Source organism: Salinivibrio sp. VYel1, assembly GCF_009377945.1.
GTDB lineage: Bacteria > Pseudomonadota > Gammaproteobacteria > Enterobacterales > Vibrionaceae > Salinivibrio > Salinivibrio siamensis.
The window spans coordinates 1-22442 of the sequence record NZ_RSAM01000004.1 but is presented as its reverse complement, the minus strand read 5'-3'; the positions used below and the strand labels follow the sequence as shown (position 1 = coordinate 22442).

The 22442-nt window shown below is 51.3% G+C and carries 16 protein-coding genes; 6 read left to right on the top strand and 10 right to left on the bottom strand.

Annotated features, from left to right (window positions below):
* The first annotated feature begins 76 nt into the window (after positions 1 to 76).
* Both EHW58_RS05110 and EHW58_RS05105 read left to right on the top strand, forming a co-directional pair.
* Positions 77 to 1447, top strand: coding sequence for a DASS family sodium-coupled anion symporter (locus tag EHW58_RS05110; protein ID WP_077577794.1), 1371 nt, complete (start codon positions 77 to 79; stop codon positions 1445 to 1447).
* Positions 1448 to 1564: 117 nt separating this feature from the next.
* Positions 1565 to 2653 carry a ketoacyl-ACP synthase III gene (locus EHW58_RS05105; RefSeq protein ID WP_370517832.1) on the top strand — a complete coding sequence of 363 codons (1089 nt, stop codon included), beginning with the start codon at positions 1565 to 1567 and terminating at the stop codon, positions 2651 to 2653.
* Positions 2654 to 2697: 44 nt separating this feature from the next.
* Here the strand turns inward: EHW58_RS05105 and nagK are convergent, their stop codons facing one another.
* The 3 genes from nagK to EHW58_RS05090 all read right to left on the bottom strand — a co-directional run bounded on the left by nagK (position 2698) and on the right by EHW58_RS05090 (position 4929).
* Positions 2698 to 3600: an N-acetylglucosamine kinase gene (gene nagK / locus EHW58_RS05100; protein ID WP_152795129.1), complete on the bottom strand. Its 903-nt coding sequence runs from the start codon at positions 3598 to 3600 to the stop codon at positions 2698 to 2700.
* 107 nt (positions 3601 to 3707) lie between these two features.
* The gene (locus tag EHW58_RS05095; RefSeq protein WP_152795127.1) at positions 3708 to 4457 is read right to left on the bottom strand and encodes a tRNA-uridine aminocarboxypropyltransferase; all 750 of its coding nucleotides are present in this window, start codon (positions 4455 to 4457) and stop codon (positions 3708 to 3710) included.
* A 127-nt stretch (positions 4458 to 4584) separates the two neighbouring features.
* Positions 4585 to 4929: a DUF3802 family protein gene (locus tag EHW58_RS05090; protein WP_046073196.1), complete on the bottom strand. Its 345-nt coding sequence runs from the start codon at positions 4927 to 4929 to the stop codon at positions 4585 to 4587.
* Positions 4930 to 5278: 349 nt separating this feature from the next.
* On the opposite strand from EHW58_RS05090, the gene EHW58_RS05085 reads away from it, so the two are divergent.
* The 3 genes from EHW58_RS05085 to EHW58_RS05075 all read left to right on the top strand — a co-directional run bounded on the left by EHW58_RS05085 (position 5279) and on the right by EHW58_RS05075 (position 11088).
* Positions 5279 to 8422: an ATP-binding protein gene (locus tag EHW58_RS05085; RefSeq protein ID WP_194163205.1), complete on the top strand. Its 3144-nt coding sequence runs from the start codon at positions 5279 to 5281 to the stop codon at positions 8420 to 8422.
* 128 nt (positions 8423 to 8550) lie between these two features.
* Positions 8551 to 9237, top strand: coding sequence for a DUF3334 family protein (locus EHW58_RS05080; protein ID WP_152795123.1), 687 nt, complete (start codon positions 8551 to 8553; stop codon positions 9235 to 9237).
* A gap of 402 nt (positions 9238 to 9639) precedes the next feature.
* Complete coding sequence (locus EHW58_RS05075) at positions 9640 to 11088, top strand: glyceraldehyde-3-phosphate dehydrogenase (protein WP_046073194.1); 1449 nt, start codon at positions 9640 to 9642, stop codon at positions 11086 to 11088.
* A gap of 69 nt (positions 11089 to 11157) precedes the next feature.
* Here the strand turns inward: EHW58_RS05075 and fruA are convergent, their stop codons facing one another.
* From fruA to fruB, 3 genes are read right to left on the bottom strand one after another with little or no spacing between them, the layout of a single operon-like run.
* Positions 11158 to 12885 (bottom strand): PTS fructose transporter subunit IIBC, encoded by a 1728-nt coding sequence (gene fruA / locus EHW58_RS05070; protein WP_077606173.1) that lies wholly within the window; start codon positions 12883 to 12885, stop codon positions 11158 to 11160.
* A 30-nt stretch (positions 12886 to 12915) separates the two neighbouring features.
* On the bottom strand, positions 12916 to 13869 hold the full coding sequence (pfkB, locus tag EHW58_RS05065; RefSeq protein WP_152795121.1) for a 1-phosphofructokinase: 954 nt from the start codon (positions 13867 to 13869) through the stop codon (positions 12916 to 12918).
* A complete protein-coding gene (gene fruB / locus EHW58_RS05060; RefSeq protein ID WP_152795119.1) occupies positions 13866 to 15035 on the bottom strand; it encodes a fused PTS fructose transporter subunit IIA/HPr protein in 1170 nt (389 codons plus the stop codon). Before fruB ends, pfkB begins: the two co-directional genes overlap by 4 nt.
* A 428-nt stretch (positions 15036 to 15463) precedes the next feature.
* Here fruB and cra point away from each other — a divergent pair, with 428 nt between their 5' ends.
* On the top strand, positions 15464 to 16477 hold the full coding sequence (gene cra / locus EHW58_RS05055) for a catabolite repressor/activator (protein ID WP_046073190.1): 1014 nt from the start codon (positions 15464 to 15466) through the stop codon (positions 16475 to 16477).
* Here cra and EHW58_RS05050 read toward each other — a convergent pair.
* The 4 genes from EHW58_RS05050 to EHW58_RS05035 all read right to left on the bottom strand — a co-directional run bounded on the left by EHW58_RS05050 (position 16474) and on the right by EHW58_RS05035 (position 22243).
* Positions 16474 to 17562: a lipocalin-like domain-containing protein gene (locus EHW58_RS05050; protein WP_152795117.1), complete on the bottom strand. Its 1089-nt coding sequence runs from the start codon at positions 17560 to 17562 to the stop codon at positions 16474 to 16476. The two genes, cra and EHW58_RS05050, sit on opposite strands and share 4 nt — an antisense overlap.
* 39 nt (positions 17563 to 17601) lie before the next feature.
* Complete coding sequence (locus tag EHW58_RS05045) at positions 17602 to 20067, bottom strand: FtsX-like permease family protein (protein ID WP_370517828.1); 2466 nt, start codon at positions 20065 to 20067, stop codon at positions 17602 to 17604.
* Positions 20048 to 20719, bottom strand: a complete 672-nt coding sequence (locus EHW58_RS05040; RefSeq protein WP_046073188.1) for an ABC transporter ATP-binding protein — start codon at positions 20717 to 20719, stop codon at positions 20048 to 20050. Before EHW58_RS05040 ends, EHW58_RS05045 begins: the two co-directional genes overlap by 20 nt.
* A 150-nt stretch (positions 20720 to 20869) precedes the next feature.
* The gene (locus EHW58_RS05035; RefSeq protein WP_370517130.1) at positions 20870 to 22243 is read right to left on the bottom strand and encodes an MATE family efflux transporter; all 1374 of its coding nucleotides are present in this window, start codon (positions 22241 to 22243) and stop codon (positions 20870 to 20872) included.
* Between the last annotated feature and the right edge of the window lie 199 nt (positions 22244 to 22442).

The window sequence follows — 22442 nt, the reverse complement described above, 5'->3', positions numbered from 1 at the left end:
TACCCCTATCAAGCACCTAAAAACTCAAAGCAAAACATTATAAAAATACTCAATAACGTTTAAAAAAGGACGCCCTATGGATGTGCAAACCCTTTCCTCCCGTGCGTCGGGGCTGGATAGAAAAGCGTGGATCTTGTTTGCTGACATTGCCCTGTTTTTCATCTTGTATAACACCCTGCCGTTTGAAACAGATGTCACAACCGGCCTAAGCTTACTGATATTCATTGCCGTGTTATGGCTTACTGAAGCGATTCATGTCAGCATCACCGCGATCCTGGTTCCCATTATGGCCGTCGCGCTTGGTGTGTTTGAAACACCGGCAGCGATGTCAAATTTCGCCAATCCCATCATTTTTCTCTTTCTCGGTGGTTTTGCCTTGGCAGCCGCGCTGCAAGCACAAGGCCTCGATCAAGCCATCGCCAATAAAGTGCTCACCATTGCCCAAGGCAAAATGTCGGTGGCCGTCATGATGTTATTTGGGGTCACGGCCGCTCTATCCATGTGGATCAGTAACACCGCGACAACCGCTATGATGCTGCCACTGGTGTTAGGCATTTTACACAAGGTGAATAATCAAAAAGATCATGGCACCTATGTGTTTGTGCTGTTGGGTATTGCCTATTGCGCGAGCATCGGCGGCATAGCGACCATTGTCGGTAGTCCCCCAAATGCGATTGCGGCGGCTGAAGCTGGGCTTAGCTTTGCAGATTGGATGAAATTAGGCCTGCCTGTCACTCTGATATTGCTCCCCATCGCCGTTGCCGTCTTGTATGTGCTCACCAAGCCGAACCTTAACCATAGTTTTAAAGCGGATCAGCGTGACTTCACCTGGAGCAAACCTCGCGTGATCACGCTTGTGATTTTCGCACTGACCGTCAGTGCCTGGATATTCAGTAAACCATTGAATGCCATGCTTGGTGGCCTTAGCAAGTTTGACTCTATTGTGGCGTTATCCGCGATTGTCTTGCTGGGGGCAACGCGAGTGGTGAAATGGAAAGAAGTCGAAAAAACCGCTGACTGGGGCGTGCTGCTACTCTTCGGTGGGGGAATTTGTTTGAGCAATGTCCTCAAAGCAACCGGCACGAGTTTGTTTCTCGCCAACCACCTGAGCAATGCACTGACAGGATCTGGGCTGTTTTTCACTATGCTAGGCGTGGTGGCATTCGTCATTTTCTTGACTGAGTTTGCGAGTAATACCGCCAGCGCTGCACTCCTAGTACCGGTTTTTGCTACCATCGCCGAAGCATTGGGTGTGTCACCCGTTGCACTCTCTGCGCTGATCGCTATTGCCGCGTCATGTGCCTTTATGCTGCCGGTCGCCACGCCACCAAACGCCATTGTGTTTGGTTCAGGCCATATAGAACAACGTGATATGATGCGTGTCGGCTTATATCTCAACATTGTTTGTATTGCTGTCTTGGCGATTTTCACTCGCCTGTTCTGGTAATCACTCTCCCACTACCTGGTGTTTGCGCCAGGTAGTGTTTTTCACGCCTTATCAACCATCAAAATTGTTTCATCCGAGTTTCAGGTTTACACTAGCGCAACGCTAAACAACCCGTAAATTACTATGGCATTTGCAGAAATTACAGGCTGGGGGAAGTGCCTTCCGCCCGCGGTGTTGAGCAATGACGATCTCAGCACAATTTTAGAGACCAATGATGAATGGATTCGCTCACGCACAGGTATTGAAGCGCGCCGAGTGAGTCATGTAGAAACCTCAGAGCTCGCCACCGTTGCCGCCCAACGCGCGTTAGCGGCAGCAGGCATTGAGGCAAGCCAGCTCGATCTGTTGATTGTAGCGACCTGCTCACCAGATACCCTGATCCCTAATATTGCCTCCAAAGTGCAAGGCAACTTGGGGGCACTTCGTGCCGCGGCATTTGATATGAATGCCGCTTGTACCGGTTTTTTATACGGGTTAGAGACCGCAACCAAGATGCTCCAAGCTGGCCATTATCAGCATGCGCTCATTATCGGCGCAGAGCATTTAACCTGGTATTTGGATTGGAGCAAACGCGATACCGCCGTGCTATTTGGTGATGGTGCCGGCGCCGTCGTGGTAAGCAAAAGCGAGCAGGAAGTGGGGTTACTTGATGCACAACTTGGTTGCGACCCAGCAGGCCGTGACGTGTTAGCGATCCCCGCTTTCGGGACGGCAATGGATCGCTTCGACCCGGATAATGGCTATTTTGCGTTTGATTTTATCGGCCGTGATATTTTTAAGCGTGCGGTCAAAGGCATGGGATCAGCGGCAAATCAGGTATTAACACGGAATCAGCTCAATGCCGACGGTATTGATCTGGTCGTGCCGCATCAAGCCAACAAACGGATTATCGAAACCTTATGTGAGCACGCTGGCATCGAGTTAGACAAGGCGTTTATTAATATCCAGCGCTATGGCAATACCTCAGCAGCCACCATCCCTATCGCCTTGTGCGAAGCGGTTGAGCAAGGGGCCGTTAAGCCACATAGCCAGCTGCTCACCGCGGCATTTGGCGCTGGCCTGACATGGGGCGCAGGATTAATCCGTTGGGGCGAGCGTACAACACCGATCACCGAGTCTGATGCGGCGTTACCGCCAACGGACAAAACGGCACTGGAATTACTCGACAACGCCATCCGCCATTGTCAGAACAAAAAACCAGAATAAAATCGCTCACACAAAGCCGACGTTCGTCGGCTTTGTTATTGCCATCAGGTTAAATGTAAGAAGGCAGCGCCACGCACCCCTCCCGCATCACCGTGCTGCGCTTTGACAATATCAGGGGCGTTAGCCGCAGACAGCAGATGTGCCGGTAAGCGCTCAGGCATCGCTTGATACAGCTCATCAAAGTTAGAGAGACCGCCACCAAGCACGACCATGTCTGGATCAAACGCGGTTAATACGCCTCCCAGTGCCATGGCTAATACATCAAAAAAGCAGTCAACAAATGCCACCGCATCCGGTTCACCTTGGCGATACTTTTCGATGATTTCGATCGCTGACAACGGCTGATAGAAGTGAGCATAAAGCTGTTCAAACCCACGCCCAGATAAATAATTGTCCAGGCAGCCTTTATTGCCACAGCCACAATCAAACATCGGCGGGTTATCACCCAACCGTAACCAGGCATCAATCGGCATACGCATGTGCCCGACTTCGCCCGCCATTTGGTTTTTACCATTAATGACCTTGCCATTGATCACCAAACCACCACCGAAGCCGGTGCCCAAAATTAACCCTAAAACGGTTTTCGCCGATTGCGCTTGCGCATCCCATGCTTCCGACAACGCAAAACAATTGGCGTCATTGCTAATCCGCACTTCTCGCCCCACACGTGCTTGTAAATCATCTCGCAAAGACTGTCCATTTGCCGCGGGAACATTGACCGTCAGCACCGTTCCATCTTCTGCTTGAGAGCCTGGAATACCAATACCAATGGTTCCTTTTTGCCCTAACTCCGCATCATACTTTTCCACCAACCGCACCAATGTGTCGATTAATGCGGGGTAATCTTGCGTTGGTGTTGGGTGACGCTCGGTCGCAACACGATTGAGTTGTTTATCGAAGGCGCCAAATTCAATTTTTGTGCCGCCCACATCAAAGCCGTAATACATGGCTAAGTCACCTTAAATTGTCGTTATTTAACCAGATTATTCAGCAAACCAAGGCAAAAGTCCGTGATTAGCCCCAAGTTTCGTTGTTTTCCAACCAGACTTTTCACTCAGGTGTTGGCATCACTCACAAGGGGTCGGTCATCAAGAAAGCGCGTCAACGCATTGTCTTCCGCAAGGTGTTTTTGTCGTTTGCCTGCGAGGTATCGCTCACGAAAGACATCGAACCATTGGTTTAAGTAATCTGCCGCCTTGTGCTCTTGATTGACAGCAAGCACTTCCGCAGCCACTTCTGCTGTCGCCAGTTGGTTTTCACCGTGAGCATCGCGCACGCGATACCGAGATAATGCCTGAGGTTCAATACTTAAAACCGGAAAGTGATCAAGCCAAGGGCTTTTACGAAAGATTTTTTTCGCCTCCCGCCAAGTGCCGTCAATGATGATAAATAACGGCCGCTTCGCGCTGTCATGGATACGTGCTGGCGCCGTCATACGCGTCGGGGTTGTGTACTGAGCAGGAAAGACAACATAGGGTTGAAACGCTGAGCGGGATAACAACGCCAACATATCAGGATCAGGTTGCGTACGTGACCAGATAAACGCGTAGGTATCCGCGACGCAGTCAGCAATCAAACGCCCTGTATTACTGGGTTTTAGCACCTCATCATCGTACATGAGTAACATGAACGCGGCATGGGTCTGGCACGCTGCTCGGTACTCACACACACAGAAATGACGAACTAACATGCATGATGGGCAGCGGTCTACACCGGCGCCACGTGCGAGATAGGGACGCGTTGCACGAGCCAAACGGGCGGAATAAAGCGCATGAATAGCGTGACGCGGGGCGGATTGGCACATGGTAAAATCTGAGGTTGTAAATGGACCGCCTAGTATACCGAACTGAGGTTTGCTGTCAGTATCGCGCGGCCAAGATCACAAAAGCAGAGGAAGACAGGCATTAAACGGTAACCGCCAGGGCTTGTCACTAGCGCAGCTCGACCATGGCACCATCAAAAAGGTTTTTTACCAAGGCAACGTACTCTTCGAGAAAGCCTACCTGCTCTGCGGTCACTGGTTGCTCCCACCGACCCGCCAGCACTTCTTCCATATCTTCAACCACACGGTCAGCCTCTCGTAATATGGTGAAGCGCAATGCAGACGAAAGCCCAGGATTTTGCTCGCAAATGGTCATAATATTAGAGGCGACCAGATCGTGCACAATATCGGCAATGGTATCATCGCCAATGGCTTCACCCGGTTTTTCAAACACAGAGAGATTAAACGCAAAATGTTCGATCAGTGCTTGATACCCGTCTGAGTCTACTACCATGATTACTTGTCCTTAGACTATTCAACTATCGCTATTGTACCGTGCCCGTCGGCTATTTGCGCCTATTGAAGGCGAAATTAGAAAGCGAGTCACGCTTCGCAGTGCTTAGCGCACTGTATACTATAAACTGATCATCGTTCTATGACATGGTGTCTGCTCACATCGTCCTCTTCCCTTTTAGTCTGGCTCGAATAAGGGGGCCGAGTGGCAACGTCAAATCATACAAACGACTGACGCCAGTCTCCTTGCAGTATAGTCTGGCTTCACTGTGATGAAAGCAAACAACACAACGCGCAATTTAACACGGATCACGCCCAAATCAATCGTTGACAAGGATGTAGGAATCGTCATGAAGGTAAATCACCCTCGCCCATTTGGTAAGAGTATCGTCAGCAAGATTGGGTTGATCATGACCTTCATCACCTTGATGGTGCTGGGCCTGTCAGTCTCGAGCTACATCATGCAGGAGCGCGTCAACCGCGATGTTGGCCGCGCCACTCATCAAGAAATCCCGAGCGCAATTATCACCATGCGCATGCAGCGTGCCGCCAGTGATATGAATGCCAGCATGCTCAAATATGTCATGGGCCGTCATGAATCACTCGCGGTTTTTCTAGAAAGTCAGCAAGACTTTGAACAATTGCTGGCTCGCCTACGTGAGGTAAAACCCGACGCAGAGCAGCGACTTTCATTGATCAGCCAGCTTTATGAGCGCTTTCAACGTATCGCTCATCAAAAAGTCTTAACAGAGTTTGATCCGGTCGCTGAGCAATGGGCACGTAAACAGGTAATGCGACTATCCATTGATGTGGTGCGACCGATTGATAACTTGATTGCCGAATTAAAGGCCTCACAATCGCTCACACAGCCCGATAACCTGGCCGTGTTGCAATACCTTGATGAGCTGGTCGATGAAAATGGCGATATGCTGACTGAGCTTAACCAATATCTAGATGGGCGAGAAAGTAGCCGACAACGCTTTATGGAAGATATGGCAACATTCGAGCGCTATCTTTCCTTGGCGCAGTTCGAGCTCAACGACCCTGCCTCATTGAAAAAACTGTCCAACATCCGCCACCATTTCACCAGTTTAAAGCGCAGTGGTATCGCCATTTTTAATAACTATCAGCCCAGTGCCAAAGTCGGCGCCATGACCGCAGTGCGAACCTTGAGTGATCAAGAATACCAAGCGCTTGAGGATGCGCTCTCAACGTTCGCACAACAGACAGGAAAAGTGGTTACCCGCTCAATGGTTGATTTGCGTTCAATACTCCACTCAAATCAGCTCAACCTTGGCTATTTACTGATTTTTATCTTGTTCGTCAGTGGCGCGATGTACTTTTATATTTACCGCACATTCACTCAGCCGATTGCCAAACTCGCCGATTCCATGCAGCGCCTAGTGGCTGGCGATATGACCCCACCGGCCAGTAATTTTCAAGATCGGACGGATGAAGTTGGTAAGATCGCCCATGGTCTGGTGATATTTCGTGCGCATATCATTTCTCGTAATCAGGCTCGAGAGCAATTAATGGCCGAAAAAGAGCGCGCAGAAAGTGCCTCTCGCGCCAAAGCGCAATTTCTCGCCACCATGAGTCATGAAATCCGCACACCAATGAATGGTGTGATTGGGATGCTCGATATGCTCCGTCGCTCGTCGTTAACGCCCTCTCAGCAAAGCCTGATTAGCACGGTGCGCGAATCCGCTCTTTCTCTGCTCTCCATCATTAACGACATCCTCGACTTTTCACGCACCGAGGCCGGAAAGCTGCAATTTGAACGTGTCACCTTTTCTTTGTCCGACACCGTAGAGCAAGTGATGGACACCGTCAGCCATCATGCCAATAAGCGAAAGGTGACACTGTCACTATTCATTAACCCTCACCTCCCCGATCAACTGGTGGGCGATCCCAACCGATTAAAACAGGTGCTGTTTAATCTGGTTGGTAATGCGATTAAGTTCTCTGGTGGCCAGCACCGTCAGCCTGGTTTTGTAACAGTTAATATTGACGCGATAGATAACCCTCAGGCGCAAAAAGCACAGCTGGTGTTTACCATCACCGATAACGGGATCGGCATTGCACCAGATAAACTCGACACTATCTTCCAGCCATTCAGCCAAGCGGAGTCGTCTACCACCCGAGAGTTTGGAGGCTCAGGGCTCGGCTTAGCCATTTGTAAGAATATTATCGATCTCCTCGGCGGTGAGATTGACATTGAGAGTGAGCAGGGAAACGGCACACGATTTACCGTGCGTATCGATTATACGGTAAACCCATTGGCAGAACCTGCAGAGCGACCGATTAGTCGCGAGCATGCGCAACAATTATCAGTTGCAGTGCATATTCCTCAAGACGCACTCAATCACGCGGTGTGCCGCTATCTGGAGCACTTGCATATCGCTTATCACCATGATTCATCGCCGTCGAAAATGGACAAGCAACTGGCCACACACCGGTTATTGATTACCACCCACGCCGAGCCAAGTACATTAATCGCTGAACGCGCGGTCGATCATGTGATTGCGCTCAAACATACCTTATCGCTGGCAACCCACCCTGATAAACGCATCGTAGAGCTGTTTGCCTCACCATTAACCTATCGTCGTCTGGTCCACGGTCTACGAGTATGCCTTGGGCTTGAAAGTCCCGATATCAGTATGTTGGCGGAATCTGACGCTATGTTGCCTCTTCCTGACGAGGCAGAAGCCAAAGCACGAGATCCCGAACGCACTCGCGGGTGTATTTTAGTCGCAGAGGATAACCCCACGAACCAACAGGTACTCACCCAGCAACTCCATTATCTTGGCTATGAGGTGGTGATGGCGGATGATGGTGACCAGGCACTCACAGCGTATCAACACCATCAGGTGGATCTTGTCCTGACCGACTGCCATATGCCCAACAAGGATGGCTATGCGCTCACCGCGGCTTTACGCGAGATCCAAGGGGCATCGGGTTGGGTGCCTATTATCGCCATTACCGCCAATGCGCTCAGTGGTGAAGAAACACGGTGTTTTGAAGCAGGCATGGACGATTACATTACCAAGCCCATTGAGCTGGATCCGCTTGACGAACGCTTAACCTATTGGATTAACCGTCCACACGCGACGACGCGACCTACTCCATCCCCTGTGACAGCCAGCGCCGACGCGCCATCTATACTCGATCCAACGGTGGTTGAGCGTTTATATGGCGGACAGCAACACGCCTATCAAGACATTGTGAATGTTTTCCTCAAACGTAGCGTCCCTGGCCTACGCGCCCTCGCGCAATCGCAACCGCCTTTTGAACACTGGCAAGCATTAAAAGAGGCGGCACACAAACAAAAATCTGCCGCAGGCAGCATTGGTGCGACAGCGCTTCACCAAGCCTGTCTTGAGGCCGAACAAGCCGCTAACAACCAGCAAACAGAAGCACTTGTTCAGGCATTAACCCGTATCAACACGGTACTTGATCATTTGCTGGAGGTATTACCGCGTGATCCTCAATGACCCAATATACGCGGTCACAGACAGATGAATGTGATCCCTTATCCGGATATCCGGAAAATCGGTGTACAAATCGCGCAATCCAGTGCCACACTGACAGTAAGTTTTATCAACCATGACGGTAGTGAATAATGAGAAAAACCAAAGTAGTCACCTCCGAGGACATTCTGCTCAAACTGTGTCAGTCCGCCACGGCAGTATTAACCAAAGCGACTGACTCTCCCGTACACCATGCTGCTATGGTACAAAAGATTGCCAAAACCAGCCTCAAGCCTGACCTCGGCTGTTTTGTGCTGTTTGATGGTGGCTTCTCTGGCCTTGTTGTAATCAACTTCTCCTCCGCCGCGGCGTTAGAAATTTACCGCAATTACATGCAGCATATGGGGATCCCCGAAGAAGAGTTAGCCAGCTTACACACCGCAGATGAAGTGGGCGATGTGCTCGGTGAGCTCATGAACCAGATTATTGGCGATTTCACCGGTAAGGTTAAGCGTTCAATCCAAACCTCTATCACCCAAAACCAGCCGAAGATGATGGCGGTCAACAAAAATCTTACGGTGTCAGTCGATAGCAACATCGACAAGCCACAAGCGCGCCGCGTGAGCTTTACCACTGAGCACAACAATATCTTCTATCTTGAGCTTGCCATGGAGCGTACCGAATTTATTCAGCTTCAGGACTTTGAAGAAGGGGAAGAGGTTGATCCTGATTCCATTCTGGAAGCAGAAACGGTTCGCCAATTAGAAGAAAAGTCTAACGACAAAAGCGATAAAAAAGACAGCGGTAGTAATGACTTACTTGACGAACTAGGGATTTAAACCTCTCTCCTCTTACTGTCGCTAAGACATAAACACAAGTTGCTATCGATTTGTAACGCTTCGCTGCAAAGGCGAGTGTAACTTGTGTTTTTTCTTCTTTGCTTGCTTTTTTCTTGACGATTATTAAGACAATTCAACGGACACAGCACTTCACAGTTATAAGTGCCCAATTTGATTTGTTTCATATGAGTTACAATCTTGATCACATTTGATAGATATTGTGGTCGTCGTTTCCCCACCTCTCGCCCTCATAAGTTTTTATCTCTGCCCACTTTTTTTTAGTAGGTGAATAATTCCGCATCATTTAGACTGCGCGGCAAAATCAAAAGGCTGGCGACGATCAGCCAAATACCCTACTGGGCACCCTGCCCACCCACTATCATTCGTGAAAAAGGTCGATTCATGAGTCCAGAAAGCTACCTACTCGATTGGCAAACCAGTCAAACTCACTCTGAAACCATGTATCCGCTGCTTAGCCAGCTTTACCGCCAAAAAGGCGTTGAAATTCAACTGTTCGGTCGTCAACTGATCAACGCTAGCACCATTGATATCATTAAGGCACACCGCGTGGCGCGCCGCTATACGGGGGGCACCTTATCGCCCAGCCAAACGTTGCCGTTGATCGAAGTGATGGCTGAATTAGATCTTGCTCCCAGTAAAATCGATATCGGTCAGCTCGCATGGACCTACTGGCAACAGCATGACAGTGAGAACGGCATTCCTGATTTTCTACATCACCAATTGGGGCATTTATTGGGAACGGGTAATCGAGTCGACCCTAAAGACGTAGTACTTTATGGCTTTGGTCGTATCGGTCGCTTACTCGCGCGCTTACTGATTGAAAAAAGCGGTCCCGGCTATCCCTTACGTTTACGCGCGATCGTGGTGCGTGGCGGAAAAGAAGGCGACCTGGAAAAGCGCGCCAGCCTGCTGCGTCGCGATTCTGTCCACGGCCCATTCAATGGCAGCATTACCGTTGATGAATCACGCAATGCGTTGATCGCCAATGGTAATTTTATCCAAGTCATTTATGCCAATAACCCAACAGAAGTCGATTACACCCAATTCGGTATTCATGATGCACTGGTGGTCGATAACACAGGCATGTGGCGTGATGAACAAGGCTTGCGTCAACACCTTGACAGCAAAGGCGCCAAGAAGGTGCTACTCACCGCGCCGGGCAAAGGCGAACTTAAAAATGTCGTATTCGGTGTTAATCATGACGTGATTAACGAAGATGATCGAATTATTTCTGCCGCTAGCTGTACCACCAATGCAATCACACCCGTGCTCAAAGCCATGCACGATAAATTTGGTATTGATGGCGGACACATTGAGACAGTTCACTCGTTTACCAATGATCAAAACCTCATTGATAATTACCACAAGGGCGATCGCCGTGGTCGTTCTGCCTCATTGAATATGGTTCTCACGTCCACCGGTGCCGCCAGTGCGGTCGCGAAAGCTTTGCCTGCGCTAAAAGGTAAGTTAACGGGGAACTCTGTACGTGTACCCACGCCAAATGTCTCCATGGCTATCGCCAACCTGAATTTAGATAACCCAACTCACAAAGACGAAATCAACGCCTATTTGCAAGATGTGGCCTTGTACTCACCACTTTCTGGGCAAATAGACTTTACCCAGTCGACGGAGTTGGTATCAAGTGACTTGGTGGGATCGCGCTTTGCCGGCGTGGTGGACAGCCAAGCGACGATCGCCGAGGGAAACCGTTGTGTGCTATACATCTGGTATGACAACGAATTTGGCTACAGCTGCCAGGTTGTTCACTGCATGGAACAAATGATGGGAGTACGCTATCCGATGGTTCCCGAGCCAGAAGCGCTTTCTTAACCCGTTTTACCGCCATAAAAAAGGCCCTGATGGGCCTTTTTTATTACGTGTCCGTCACTCAATGTAAGGTTAAGATTGTTCAGCCGCCGTCAAGGGTGACGGTTGGCTGACGGGCTTAAGCACCGCATAAACCAAACCAGTTACCAGCGTACCTGCGGCAATGGCGGCTAAATACATCAACACCGGACTGATTGCATTCGGGATCAACAGCACAAAGAGGCCACCGTGTGGCGCCATCAGTTTTGCACCAATTAGCATAGATATCGCACCTGTCAGTGCACCACCTGCGATGCACGATGGGATCACTCGCATTGGGTCTTTGGCCGCAAATGGAATCGCCCCCTCCGAGATAAAACACAGCCCAAGCACAAACGATGCTTTACCCGCCTCTTGCTCTGCATCATTAAATTTACGCTTGGCTAAGAACGTCGATAGCCCCATCCCTAGCGCCGGCACCATACCTGCCGCCATGATCGCTGCCATCGGCATATAGGTACCACTCTCAATCAGGCCGACGCCAAAGGTATACGCCGCTTTGTTGACGGGACCGCCAAGGTCAAAGCACATCATCGCGCCCAAAACGACGCCAAGGATCACCGCATTGGTCGAGTTCATACCCTGCAAGAAGCTGGTAAGACTTTCCATGGCAACAGAGACAGGCCCGCCCACGACATAGATCATCACCAAACCGGTAAACAAACTGGCTAATAAAGGGATCACGAGAATGGGTTTAAGGGCTTCCATTGAGGCCGGCAAACTGACTTTGTCTGCCACAAATTTAGCACTGTAACCGGCGATAAAACCTGCCAGTATCCCCCCTAAGAACCCAGCACCGGTAGACGCGGCAAGCATACCACCAATCAAGCCGGGCGCCAGACCAGGGCGATCTGCAATTGAGAAGGCAATAAACCCGGCCAATACCGGTACCATCAGCGCGAATGCACTGCCGCCACCAATTTGCATTAATGCCGCCGCAAGCGTCCCTTCTTCTTTGAACGCCTCGATGCCAAAGACGAACGAGAGCGCGATAGCCAACCCGCCGGCGACGACCAGAGGGAGCATATGTGATACGCCTGTCATCAAGTGCTTATAGACACCGGTACGTTCACCTTGGTTAGCACTGCTGTTCGATGAACTCGCTTGCGTTGTTTGATAGACCTCTGCGTTAGCAAGCGCATCATCGATCGTCTGCGACGCTTTTTTCAACGCCGTGCCCGTACTGGTTTTGTATAAACGTTTACCCGCAAACCGGCTCAAGTCGACCTCAATATCCGCCGCGATAAAGACGAGATCCGCCGCTTCAATTTCCTCATCTGTTAATGCATTTTTCGCACCTACCGAGCCACGTGTCTCAATTTTTACCTGATAACCTTTCGCTTTAGCCGCTTCTTCAACCGCTTCCGCCGCCATAAAGGTATGCGCAACACCGGTAGGACACGCCGTAATACCCACAATGCTGACGGTGCTGCTCTCGCTTTGAGTCTGCGCGTGATACGGCTGTGCATGATTCGCGGCGGCATCCAATACTGCTTGGGTATCGGCCATCACTTCATTCAAGCTTGCTTGATAGACAGGCTTGCCGTTAAAGCGAGCCGACTCTTTTGGCTCCCCCACCAAAAGAACACGGTCAGCGTTTTCAATATCAGTTGTCGATACCGCCTGGGTTGGTTGTACACTGGACTGACACTCGATCTGTGCCGTCCATCCTTTTAACATCACGGCCTTTTCTAACAGGCCAGCCGCGATAACGGTATTGGCGACGCCACTTGGGCACGCCGTCACAATCACCAGATTCATACCTTTTACCCCACTCATGGATTGGTTTTATTACGCGTGCACTGACAGCTCAACAGGCGACACGCTGATTTTTTCGATTAATTGGTTCACGTCTTTACGATTGCGCACACCGACCCCCACTTGGGTGACAGCAAGCGCAGAGATAGCGACCGCGCGACACAGCGCCGCCTCTTTGCTTAGGCCGGCCTGGCATCCTGATACCAGCCCTGCCACTAAAGAATCCCCCGCCCCAACGGTACTCACCACTGATTGCTCAGGCGCCACAGCCTTAAGCCAGCCTTCCTTATCGCGCCAAAGCACCCCATCGACGCCGCGAGAAATAACCACATTCGCGATCCCCTGGTTAAACAATTGCTCACCGCGCGCCAGCAACACGGCTTGCTCATTGCTAATCGGCGCGTTGAGGCATTGAGCCAGTTCAGCTTCATTAGGCTTAACCAACCAAGGGGTTGCCTCAACGGCTGCGCGTAAGGCATGCTGACTGGTATCAACAACCACTTTTTTCCCTGCATCGCGCAAGGTGGTTATCCAAGTGGTCAACTGCTCGGTCGAGACACCGGGAGGTAAACTGCCCGCAAGCACGATCCACTCATGGTGCTCAGCCAGACTAAGCAAGCGCGCCGTCAATGCCTCAATATCGGCCTGTTCAACCGCCATACCAGGAAAATTCAAATCAGTGACACGTCCCGCTTTTTCAACCAGCTTGACGTTGGTGCGGCTAACGCCCGGCACACGCAAAAAGTGATCGGCAATGCCGTGCTCGGTAAAAAGGTGGGCAAACGGGTCTTGGTTATCTGCGCCAAGAAAACCTGACGCTGCGACCGTCGCGCCCAAATCCGTTAAGACACGTGCGACATTGACGCCTTTTCCCGCCGGGTGCAGTGTATAGTTTTGCACCAAATTGACATCACCAGGCTGCAACGCACTCACTGAGCCTGTCATGTCGAGTGCGGGATTGAAGGTTACGGTCAGAATGGCACTCATGCGTTCTCTCCCAACCCATCTTTAATAGCATCACCCAGTGCCGCAATCGCTTGTTCGGCGTCGCTTCCTTGGGCGGAAAACTGTAACTGGTGCCCATGTTTCACCCCAAGCGCGATCACTTTCATCAAGCTTTTTGCGTTAACCGGCTCCGACTGGGTGGAAGCGTTGGCAACCTGTATATCAGCACTGAATTTTTTCGCCGTATTGACCAACATCGCCCCAGGACGAGCGTGCAAACCATGCGCATTCGTCACCGTATACAGGCCTGTTGGCCCCTCTGCGGTGGACGCTTCAGACGGCGCCGCTGTATGAGGTTGTACAGGGGCGGGTTCAGCAGACAACGCATCAACCAGCGCTTGTGGCGAGTAACGGCCAGATTCCGCCAGTTGTTTATCAAGCTTCCATTGCATCAAGGTATTGAGCACAGGAAGATGCGCACGGTTGTTGGCTGCGACACACCAAAGCGCACTGACCGACAGGGATTGGTGAGACAATGACGTCGCAGGCATCACCAACGACAACCCGCTCTGCAGCACACCGTCTCCCACACCGAGCAACCAATGCCCTTCACCAAGGTGCACCGGCTGGCCAGCGACGGCTTGGCTTACGCCATCGCTATCTAAACAGTGATGATTTTTGAGCAATCCCGCGCCCACGGCTTGCAAGGTGGTGATATCTGACGCTGGAAAGCCAGTTAACACCATGTCGCTGCTAAACGTGAAGGTCTGAGTATCCGCCGTTTGCCCATTGAGCAAAGCAACCAGTTGCTCTGCCGCCGACGCCGTTTTTAGTTGTTGCTCTATGCCGTCTTGTGACAGCACACGCGTCAACTGACGTAAGATACTCAAGTGTTCATCTGATTTAGCGGCGATACCAATGGCCACGTAAGCGAGGTTTCCCTCTCCCCAGTCAACACCCTGGGGAAAATGAAACACTTGTACCCCTGTTTGTTTAACTTGATCGCGGGTATCCGTTGTGCCATGCGGGATGGCAATACCGTTGCCCAGATAGGTACTGGTTTGGGCTTCTCGCGCCAGCATACCGTCTTGATAGCCCGCTTCGACTAGCCCTTTTTGGGTGAGTGCTGCGGCCATGGCTTTGATAGCCTCGTGCTTAGACGCCGCGTGTTGCTGCATATGAATATCGTGTACGTTAAGTGCCAACATGAGGTCGTTCCTCTTTTTTCAGTGCCGCGGCACGGGTTGATGTTGTCGTCGGCCACATCAGTATCACTTAGACATGGCGGACATATTGGTTGGTCGCAAGTCACCGGTCATTGGCCGTGTTCGCGTTTGACTTGCCACATTCGCTTTACCTAAAAACTGAAACGATTCAGCTTTTAAGTAAAGCGATAGACGTTGCTCCCGGCGTTTGGTCAATCTCTTCCACTTATAAGCGCCGGAAGAGATAAGCCGCATCGTCTTTACAGCATCTTGAGATCAGCCGCCAATAATTGACACAAGCTGAAACCTTTCAGCTTTAAGGCTGAATCGTTTTAGCTTATAATGCAAATAAATTATGGATCTGAAGTGCGTAAACTTTGATCGCATTCACAAAGCCATCAGTAACGATCGGCCTACTTAAGGATCGCTTTATGAAGCTTGATGAAATTGCCCGTCTTGCCGGTGTATCACGCACAACGGCAAGTTATGTGATTAATGGCAAAGCCGACCGTTATCGGATCAGTGAAAAAACGCGAGCACGCGTGATGGCGGTGGTCGAACAACACAATTATCAGCCGAACCGCGCCGCCACAGCCTTGCGTGCAGGCACCACACAAACGCTTGGTTTAGTCGTTCCTGACTTGGCGAACACCAGTTACGCCACGTTGGCAAAACTCTTTGAACGAAAAGCCCACGATCAGGGCTATCAGGTTATTATCACCGGCTCTGATGACGACCCAGAACGAGAAAAAATAGTGGCTGAGACCCTCGTCTCCAGGAAAATTGATGCGTTAATCGTCGCTTCTTGTTTGCCTGCAGATAATACCTTCTACCCCAAATTACAACAGCAAGGCACTCCCATCGTTGCCATTGACCGCGGGCTGGATGCCAACCAATTCGCGAATGTGCTAAGTGATGATGAAAAAGGCGCTTACCAGCTCACCGAGATGTTAATTGCACCAACGGATGTCTATCAAGCAGGACTGATTGGGGCCGTCCCATCGCTGGCCATCTCACAAGACAGGGAGAACGGCTTTCGTGGTGCATTAGCGGCACAAGGCGTAGATGGACAAGTGCGTTACGGCCAAGCTTTCAGCCGTGCTGAGGGACAAAGGCTCATGACAGAATGGATTGAAGCCGGTGACTTACCCGATGCTTTGCTCACCACGTCCTTCACGCTGTGTGAAGGGGTGCTGGACGCCATTAGGCAAACAGGTATCGCCCCTACTGCACTGTATTTTGCCACCTTTGGTGATAGCCGCATCCTCGATTTTCTTCCTTTCGGCGTGCAGTCTCTCCCTCAACAATTTGAAGCAATTAGCGACGCGGCGCTCAGTCTCGCGGTGTCGGCCGCGCAAGGAGACAACCATCCTGGGGTTATCACGGTTGAACGCCAACCGATTTGGCGCCCCCATCAAACACAAGCCTGGGTCGGGCTGGGTTAATAGCCTGTCGCTTCCATAAAGCCTCGGCCTGTGGCACTGCCATGCACTTCCACAGGCCCTTCCCAATAGGGAAAACTCAAGTCCATCCAGCTCTGTGGGTTAAGTGGTTGAGTGATAAGGCTAATGTCCTCACTGGGCACTTTGATCTGCCAACGAATCGGCAAGTTAGCGCCCTCCGCCATCTTGGCATGACTGACCGGCAGCATACGAATATCATCCTGGCTCAGCGTCACGACTCGGCCATCAGGAAACAGTAATGAACCAAACATAAACGGCTCGGTGCCGCGTATTTGGGTAACCATTAACGCACGGCCATCATCTAAGTTAAGCCCAAACCAATCCCATCCCGTTTGTTCGGCGGCCATCGCGCCACTCGACCACTCCTTATCAAACCAGCCTTTTCCTGTCACGGGAATGGTTTCACCCGCAATGGTTAGCACACCCTTGACGGTTAGCTGTGGCAAAGAAAAATAATACGAAGCCGACGGCTGACTGGCATGACGGACACTATATCCCTCTTCACCGTGCTTGACCTGTTGTCCATTTTCGCGCACCTCCAACGTAAAGCCTACTTGCTTACCTTGCGCAGGCCACATTGCACGCACATTGGCAGGAAAAGGTTGTTTACCGCCCTGCCATTGCCAGTCGTCTAACCAAGCCTCAAAAGGTGACAGCGTCACTCCCGCTTGATCAATCCCACCACGGGCAAAGCGCTCCGACTCCCATTGTTTACCATCGCTCGTGATAGCGACGTGCGCCATATACAGCTGCTGACTCGCCCATCCTTCTTTACGATCCGGTGCTAATGCGCGGCGAAACAATGTCCATTGCACGCCATACGCTTGTCCACTAGCGTCGGTTAAGGTCGCGGTCAAATACCACCATTCAGTAGCAAAGCCTGAGTGTGCCGCCATGTCTTGGGGATAGGAAGGCGTATGGTCTGGGGTTACAGGGGCAAAGCCACTTTGCGAATCAAAAACGGCAAAATTTCCACTGGTATCAGGAGACGATGCGGACTGCTGACCCCACCATACCAGCGCGCCGAGCGCGATGATCACTCCGCCTCCTAACAATGAACGTATCATTTTCCGCTTCCATCGCTGAATCACTTCACTGCCTCTTTTTTACTGCGCATCACGCAACGACGCCGCCGCGGTGCGTTTTAGCATGCGATAAACAGGCCAAGCCCCTGCGACCATAAGCGCCAACATGGATAGCCCGATCGTGGTGGCATAGCTGATCGGGAAGACACTCATGGTCATGGTCCACCCAAACGATGCTTTCAGGACAACATGGATCAACATGCCCGCCAGCACAAGCCCCAACGGGATAGCAATCAGCGCACTGGTGAGACCAAGCAACACTAACTGTCCTCCCCCGAGCGCAATGAGCTCACGCCCTGACAGGCCAAGGTAACGTAGCAAGCTATATTGCCGTTGGCGCGATAGCTCAGTCGCCAAGGTCGAAAAGAACAACCCACATATCGCGACAACCAACATCAGTGCACACAAGCTTTCCGTCACAGTAAACGTGCGATCAAAGATACGCATTGCATAACGCATGATATCCGCCTGGTTTTGCACCTGCCCGGTGGTCAGCAAAAAACGGTGATTGATGCGATCAACGAATTGCTCAGTTTGCGTGTCCTGATTCAAGACCACCGCCAGTGATGATCGGCCTTTCTTTAGCCATTGTCCCGCATCACTGCGTGTAGACACCACAAGCTGGCCGTAGGGGTTACCATAATCGTAATAGATCCCAGCGACCTGCCAGCGCTCGCCCATCGGCGCAGGAAGATTGATGCTCTCCCCCACGCCCACGCCAAATTTAGCCGCTAACGCCTCGCTGAGTAATACGACACGCTCTTGGTGCACTTGTGCCCAATAATCAGGCTGAGCCGCCTTCATCGCCAACGTTTGTTTCTCAGACGGACGGTTTCCTACCGACAGCACTTCAAGCCGTCCTTGGTTTGCCGTCAGCTCACGCCGGTAGTTGGTCCAAAATTGCGCCACGTCTTTATTGTTGACCAACCATGTTTCCATCTCATCGAGAGCGGCATGACTCGGCCGAACATAAACGTCCGCAGCCAAGCGCTGCTGTAGCCAAGTTTCAGTGCTGGTGCGAAAGCTACCGACCATGGTTTCCATACCAATATGCGCCGAAATCGCGAGCATAAATGCCATCGCCGCCACACCACGGTAACTTAAACTTGCCGCCGCATCGGTGAAAAACCATCGCCATCGCGCGCCCGCATAGGCTGCTGCGCTGGCATGAAACAGCCAGCCACACAAATAAGGCAGCGCTAAAGCAGCACTTAACATGGTAAAGGCAATCAAGGTAAAGCCTTGCCATTGGCTGGTCTCCCAATACGATACGCCCCACGCCGCCACGCCAAGCAACACCGCTAAAATCGCCTGCACGGCATACTCTCGATGTGTGCCACGCATCAAGGTCATCCGTTGCGATAAGCGCCCTGGTGAGGTGCTGACTAAGCGCACCAGCGGCCAAGCGGATGCCATCGCCGCCCCCAAAATAGCGAGGAGTAAACTGTAGAGTCCCCATTGCCACTGCCAATGCATGACTAAAGTGATATCTGCGCCGTACAAATCAGACAAGGTCGTAGCAACCGCGGGGAGTAATTGGTTGGCAAGCAACATACCCAACACATTGCCACTGACCACGCCAAGTAGCACCCAAAGTAATAACTCTGTCGCCATAACACCAGAAAGCTGGCGTCCATCAACGCCTAGCTGCCGAAGGGTACCGACCAAGGGCTGGCGCTGGGTCATGGAAAGGGAAATCGCCTGATAAAAAATAAACAGCCCCACCACAAAGGCCAACAATCCCATCGCAAGCAAATTTAAGTGAAAAGCGCGGGTCAGTGGGCCTAGTTGGGTTGATTGGGTTTTGGTCAGCGTCAAGGCTGAAGGTAAATTGTCACGAATCGTTTGTCGTTCCGCTTGAGACAAATCCCCGCATAACACCTCGGTAAACCCAGTACGAGGCGAAAGCTTCCGCAGTAGCGCCATATCCGCCACCAAGTAGGTGCCCATACTCAGCGCATCATTATCGATAATACGCAAAGGGCCGATCGGCGGGTAATCCAGCAAATCGATCATTTGCCCTTCTTCCCAGCCTTTGTGCTCAGCCATGGCTTCTCCTACATAGACAGGATAAGGCACTGAAATGGCATCCATGGGAGACAATGAGGGGGCGTCATCTGTACGCTGATTCGCGATAAATGGCAGCATCGCGATCGCATCCACTCCCATCAGATGAATATCGCTAAGTGACGGTGTCACAACGTCGAGACGATCAATTGGCACACATTGCGTCAAGCCTTGACGGCGCAAGCCAATGTAAAAAGCATGCGGCACGCGCTGTGTTCGCTCGGTATGATGAATGCTAAACGGGTACGGATTACTAAAAAGCTGTGCACCTTGGCGATAGCTTTGCTGCGCATGCTGGTTTATCGATAACACGCCAACCAGCAAAGAGACCCCCAGGGTTAACCCAAGCCAGACGAGAAAGACTTGAAACGGATGGCGGCGATAATGCCCCCATAAAGCGCTAGCGACGGGCCCGAACACTGAGCACGCCTCCTTGTAGCCCCACACTACCTTGCAAGTAGCTGGCCACGGTATCACTGTGTGTCACCAATAGCAGCCCAGCTTCCTGCTGACCGGTTAGCGTGATAAGCAGGCGCATCACCGCGTCCGCATTACGCTCATCCAAACTTCCCGTTGGCTCATCGGCAAGTAGCAGTTTGGGCGACATATATAACGCGCGTGCGATGGCGGCGCGCTGCTGTTGACCACCAGACACTTCTTCTGGGTAACGATTGAGCAATGGCATCAAATCAAGCTGAGAGACAATTTGTCGCCACAGACAACCGTCCTCTTTCAAGCCTTTTAATTGGCGACAAAAGCGAATGTTATCCGCAATAGAGAGGGTGGGAAGCAGGTTAAATTGTTGGAAGATCAAGCCGATGTTTTGACGTCGAAACTGCGTGCGTGCCGCCTCGCTCAATCGGTGAAGGGGGGTATCGTCAAACCAGATCTCGCCACTGTCGGGTTTATCCAGTCCCGCAATCAAATTTAACAAGGTACTTTTACCCGACCCACTTTCGCCCATCAACGCCAATTGGCTAGTCGACGACAGCGACATCGCGGCGCCTTGCAGCACAGGGTGGAAATCGCTCCCATCCTGATAACCTTTACACAGCCCTTTAATTGCTAACATGCCAATGCACACCCTTATAGTGTCTTAAAAACAGCAATAAACGAGAACTAGGTCACACTGTTTGATTAATTTGGCAATGTACCCCAATTAAGAGGCTGAGAAAAGCGTTAAAACCGATGGGCAGCTTCCCAATTTATATTTCGTTTATCCTTAGCCATCATTAACAAGATTATTTAGCCAAACGCCTGACTTCACCCGAATCAAGGACCCTATCCATTTGACCACTTCTTCCACTCCCAGCAACACATACACCCAATAAACCGGCCACTCAAAAACCGCCGCGGCGGCCAATACGACAGGAATGCCGATGAGCCACTGTGCAACAAAATCTTGCCCCAAGCAGTAGCGCACATCACCACCAGCACGTAGTACCCCAACAATCATCGCCATGGGGATCGTTTTCACCACAATCAACGCACACATCGCCCAGTAAAAATAAGCCGTGATCTGTGCGGTCTCACCCGTTAATGCAGGGAAGAAACTTAACACCCAGGGCTGAATCATCAGCATCAAACAGGCAATTGCCACGCCGGCAATAAAATTAAATACCGCCACCTGCCAGGCTTGGTGGTAAGCGGTGTCCGTTTGTTGCGCCCCAAGGTTATTGCCGACCAAAACGGCGGCAGCATTGGCGGTGCCAATCAAAAACGACAGTGAAAGTGACTCGACGGGCGTGATAACCGCAATAGCCGCCAAGCCTGATTCGTTAACGTGACCGATAATCGCGTGGTAAACGAACAAGCCTGACGACCACATTAAAAAATTAAATGCCGTCGGTAACGAAAGTGATAAAAAGCGCTTTACGGCGAGTAGCGTTAATGACGCACGCCAATCAGCCAAAGAGAAGGCAACCAAGTGTTGACGGCGATACAAATAGACATACAAGGCAACAACCTCAACCATACCGCTAAGTACAGTCGCCACCGCTGCCCCTTTCGAGCCCAGTTCAGGCGCGCCCAGATTACCGAAGATAAATACCCAGTTGAGCACCACGTTGACACTGATCCCGACCCCACTAAAAAAGGTGCTGATCCCTGGCTTATGCATGGCACGAAGCCCGGCAGCCAACCCTGATACACTGGCCAGACAAAACAGGGATAAACCGGCAATTTGCAAGTAGTCTTGGCCCAGCGCAATAACGGTGGGATTATCACTGGCAAACCCCACAATGACATCTGCATAAGCCCAAAAGACAAACGCACTTAACGCCGCCGTGGCATTGGTTAAAGTCACAGTCAGCGCCGTTTTTTCACGAAAGCCTTGCCGATCACCCGCGCCCCAATATTGTGCCACCAGCATAGAGCCGCCGGTCATGGCGCCGAGAATCAGTAAGGAGGAGACAAACATCGCTTTACCGGCAATACCAATGGCGGCGACATCCGCTTCACTCAACTGTCCCACCATCAGGATATCGACCAAACTGCGGCTCGAAAACATCATGGTTTGCAGCGCAATCGGTACCGCAATTAAAAGTAAGCGTTTTAAAAACACAGGATCAAAGAAAGGACGGGAAAGTACGGTCACACACGACTCCAACCTATAGGTAACCTAGTTAGTTTACGTGCCTTTAAAACAGAAAAAAACGCCCGAGGGCGTTTCAGATTGCTGACGAACCCCGCCTTTTTAGGCGGGGTTCTTTTTGATAAGCGGCCGTAGGCCGCGATCGCGATATTTTTTTGTTAGAGAGTGGTCGCTACCGACCAACGCCCAAATTGGCGGATAG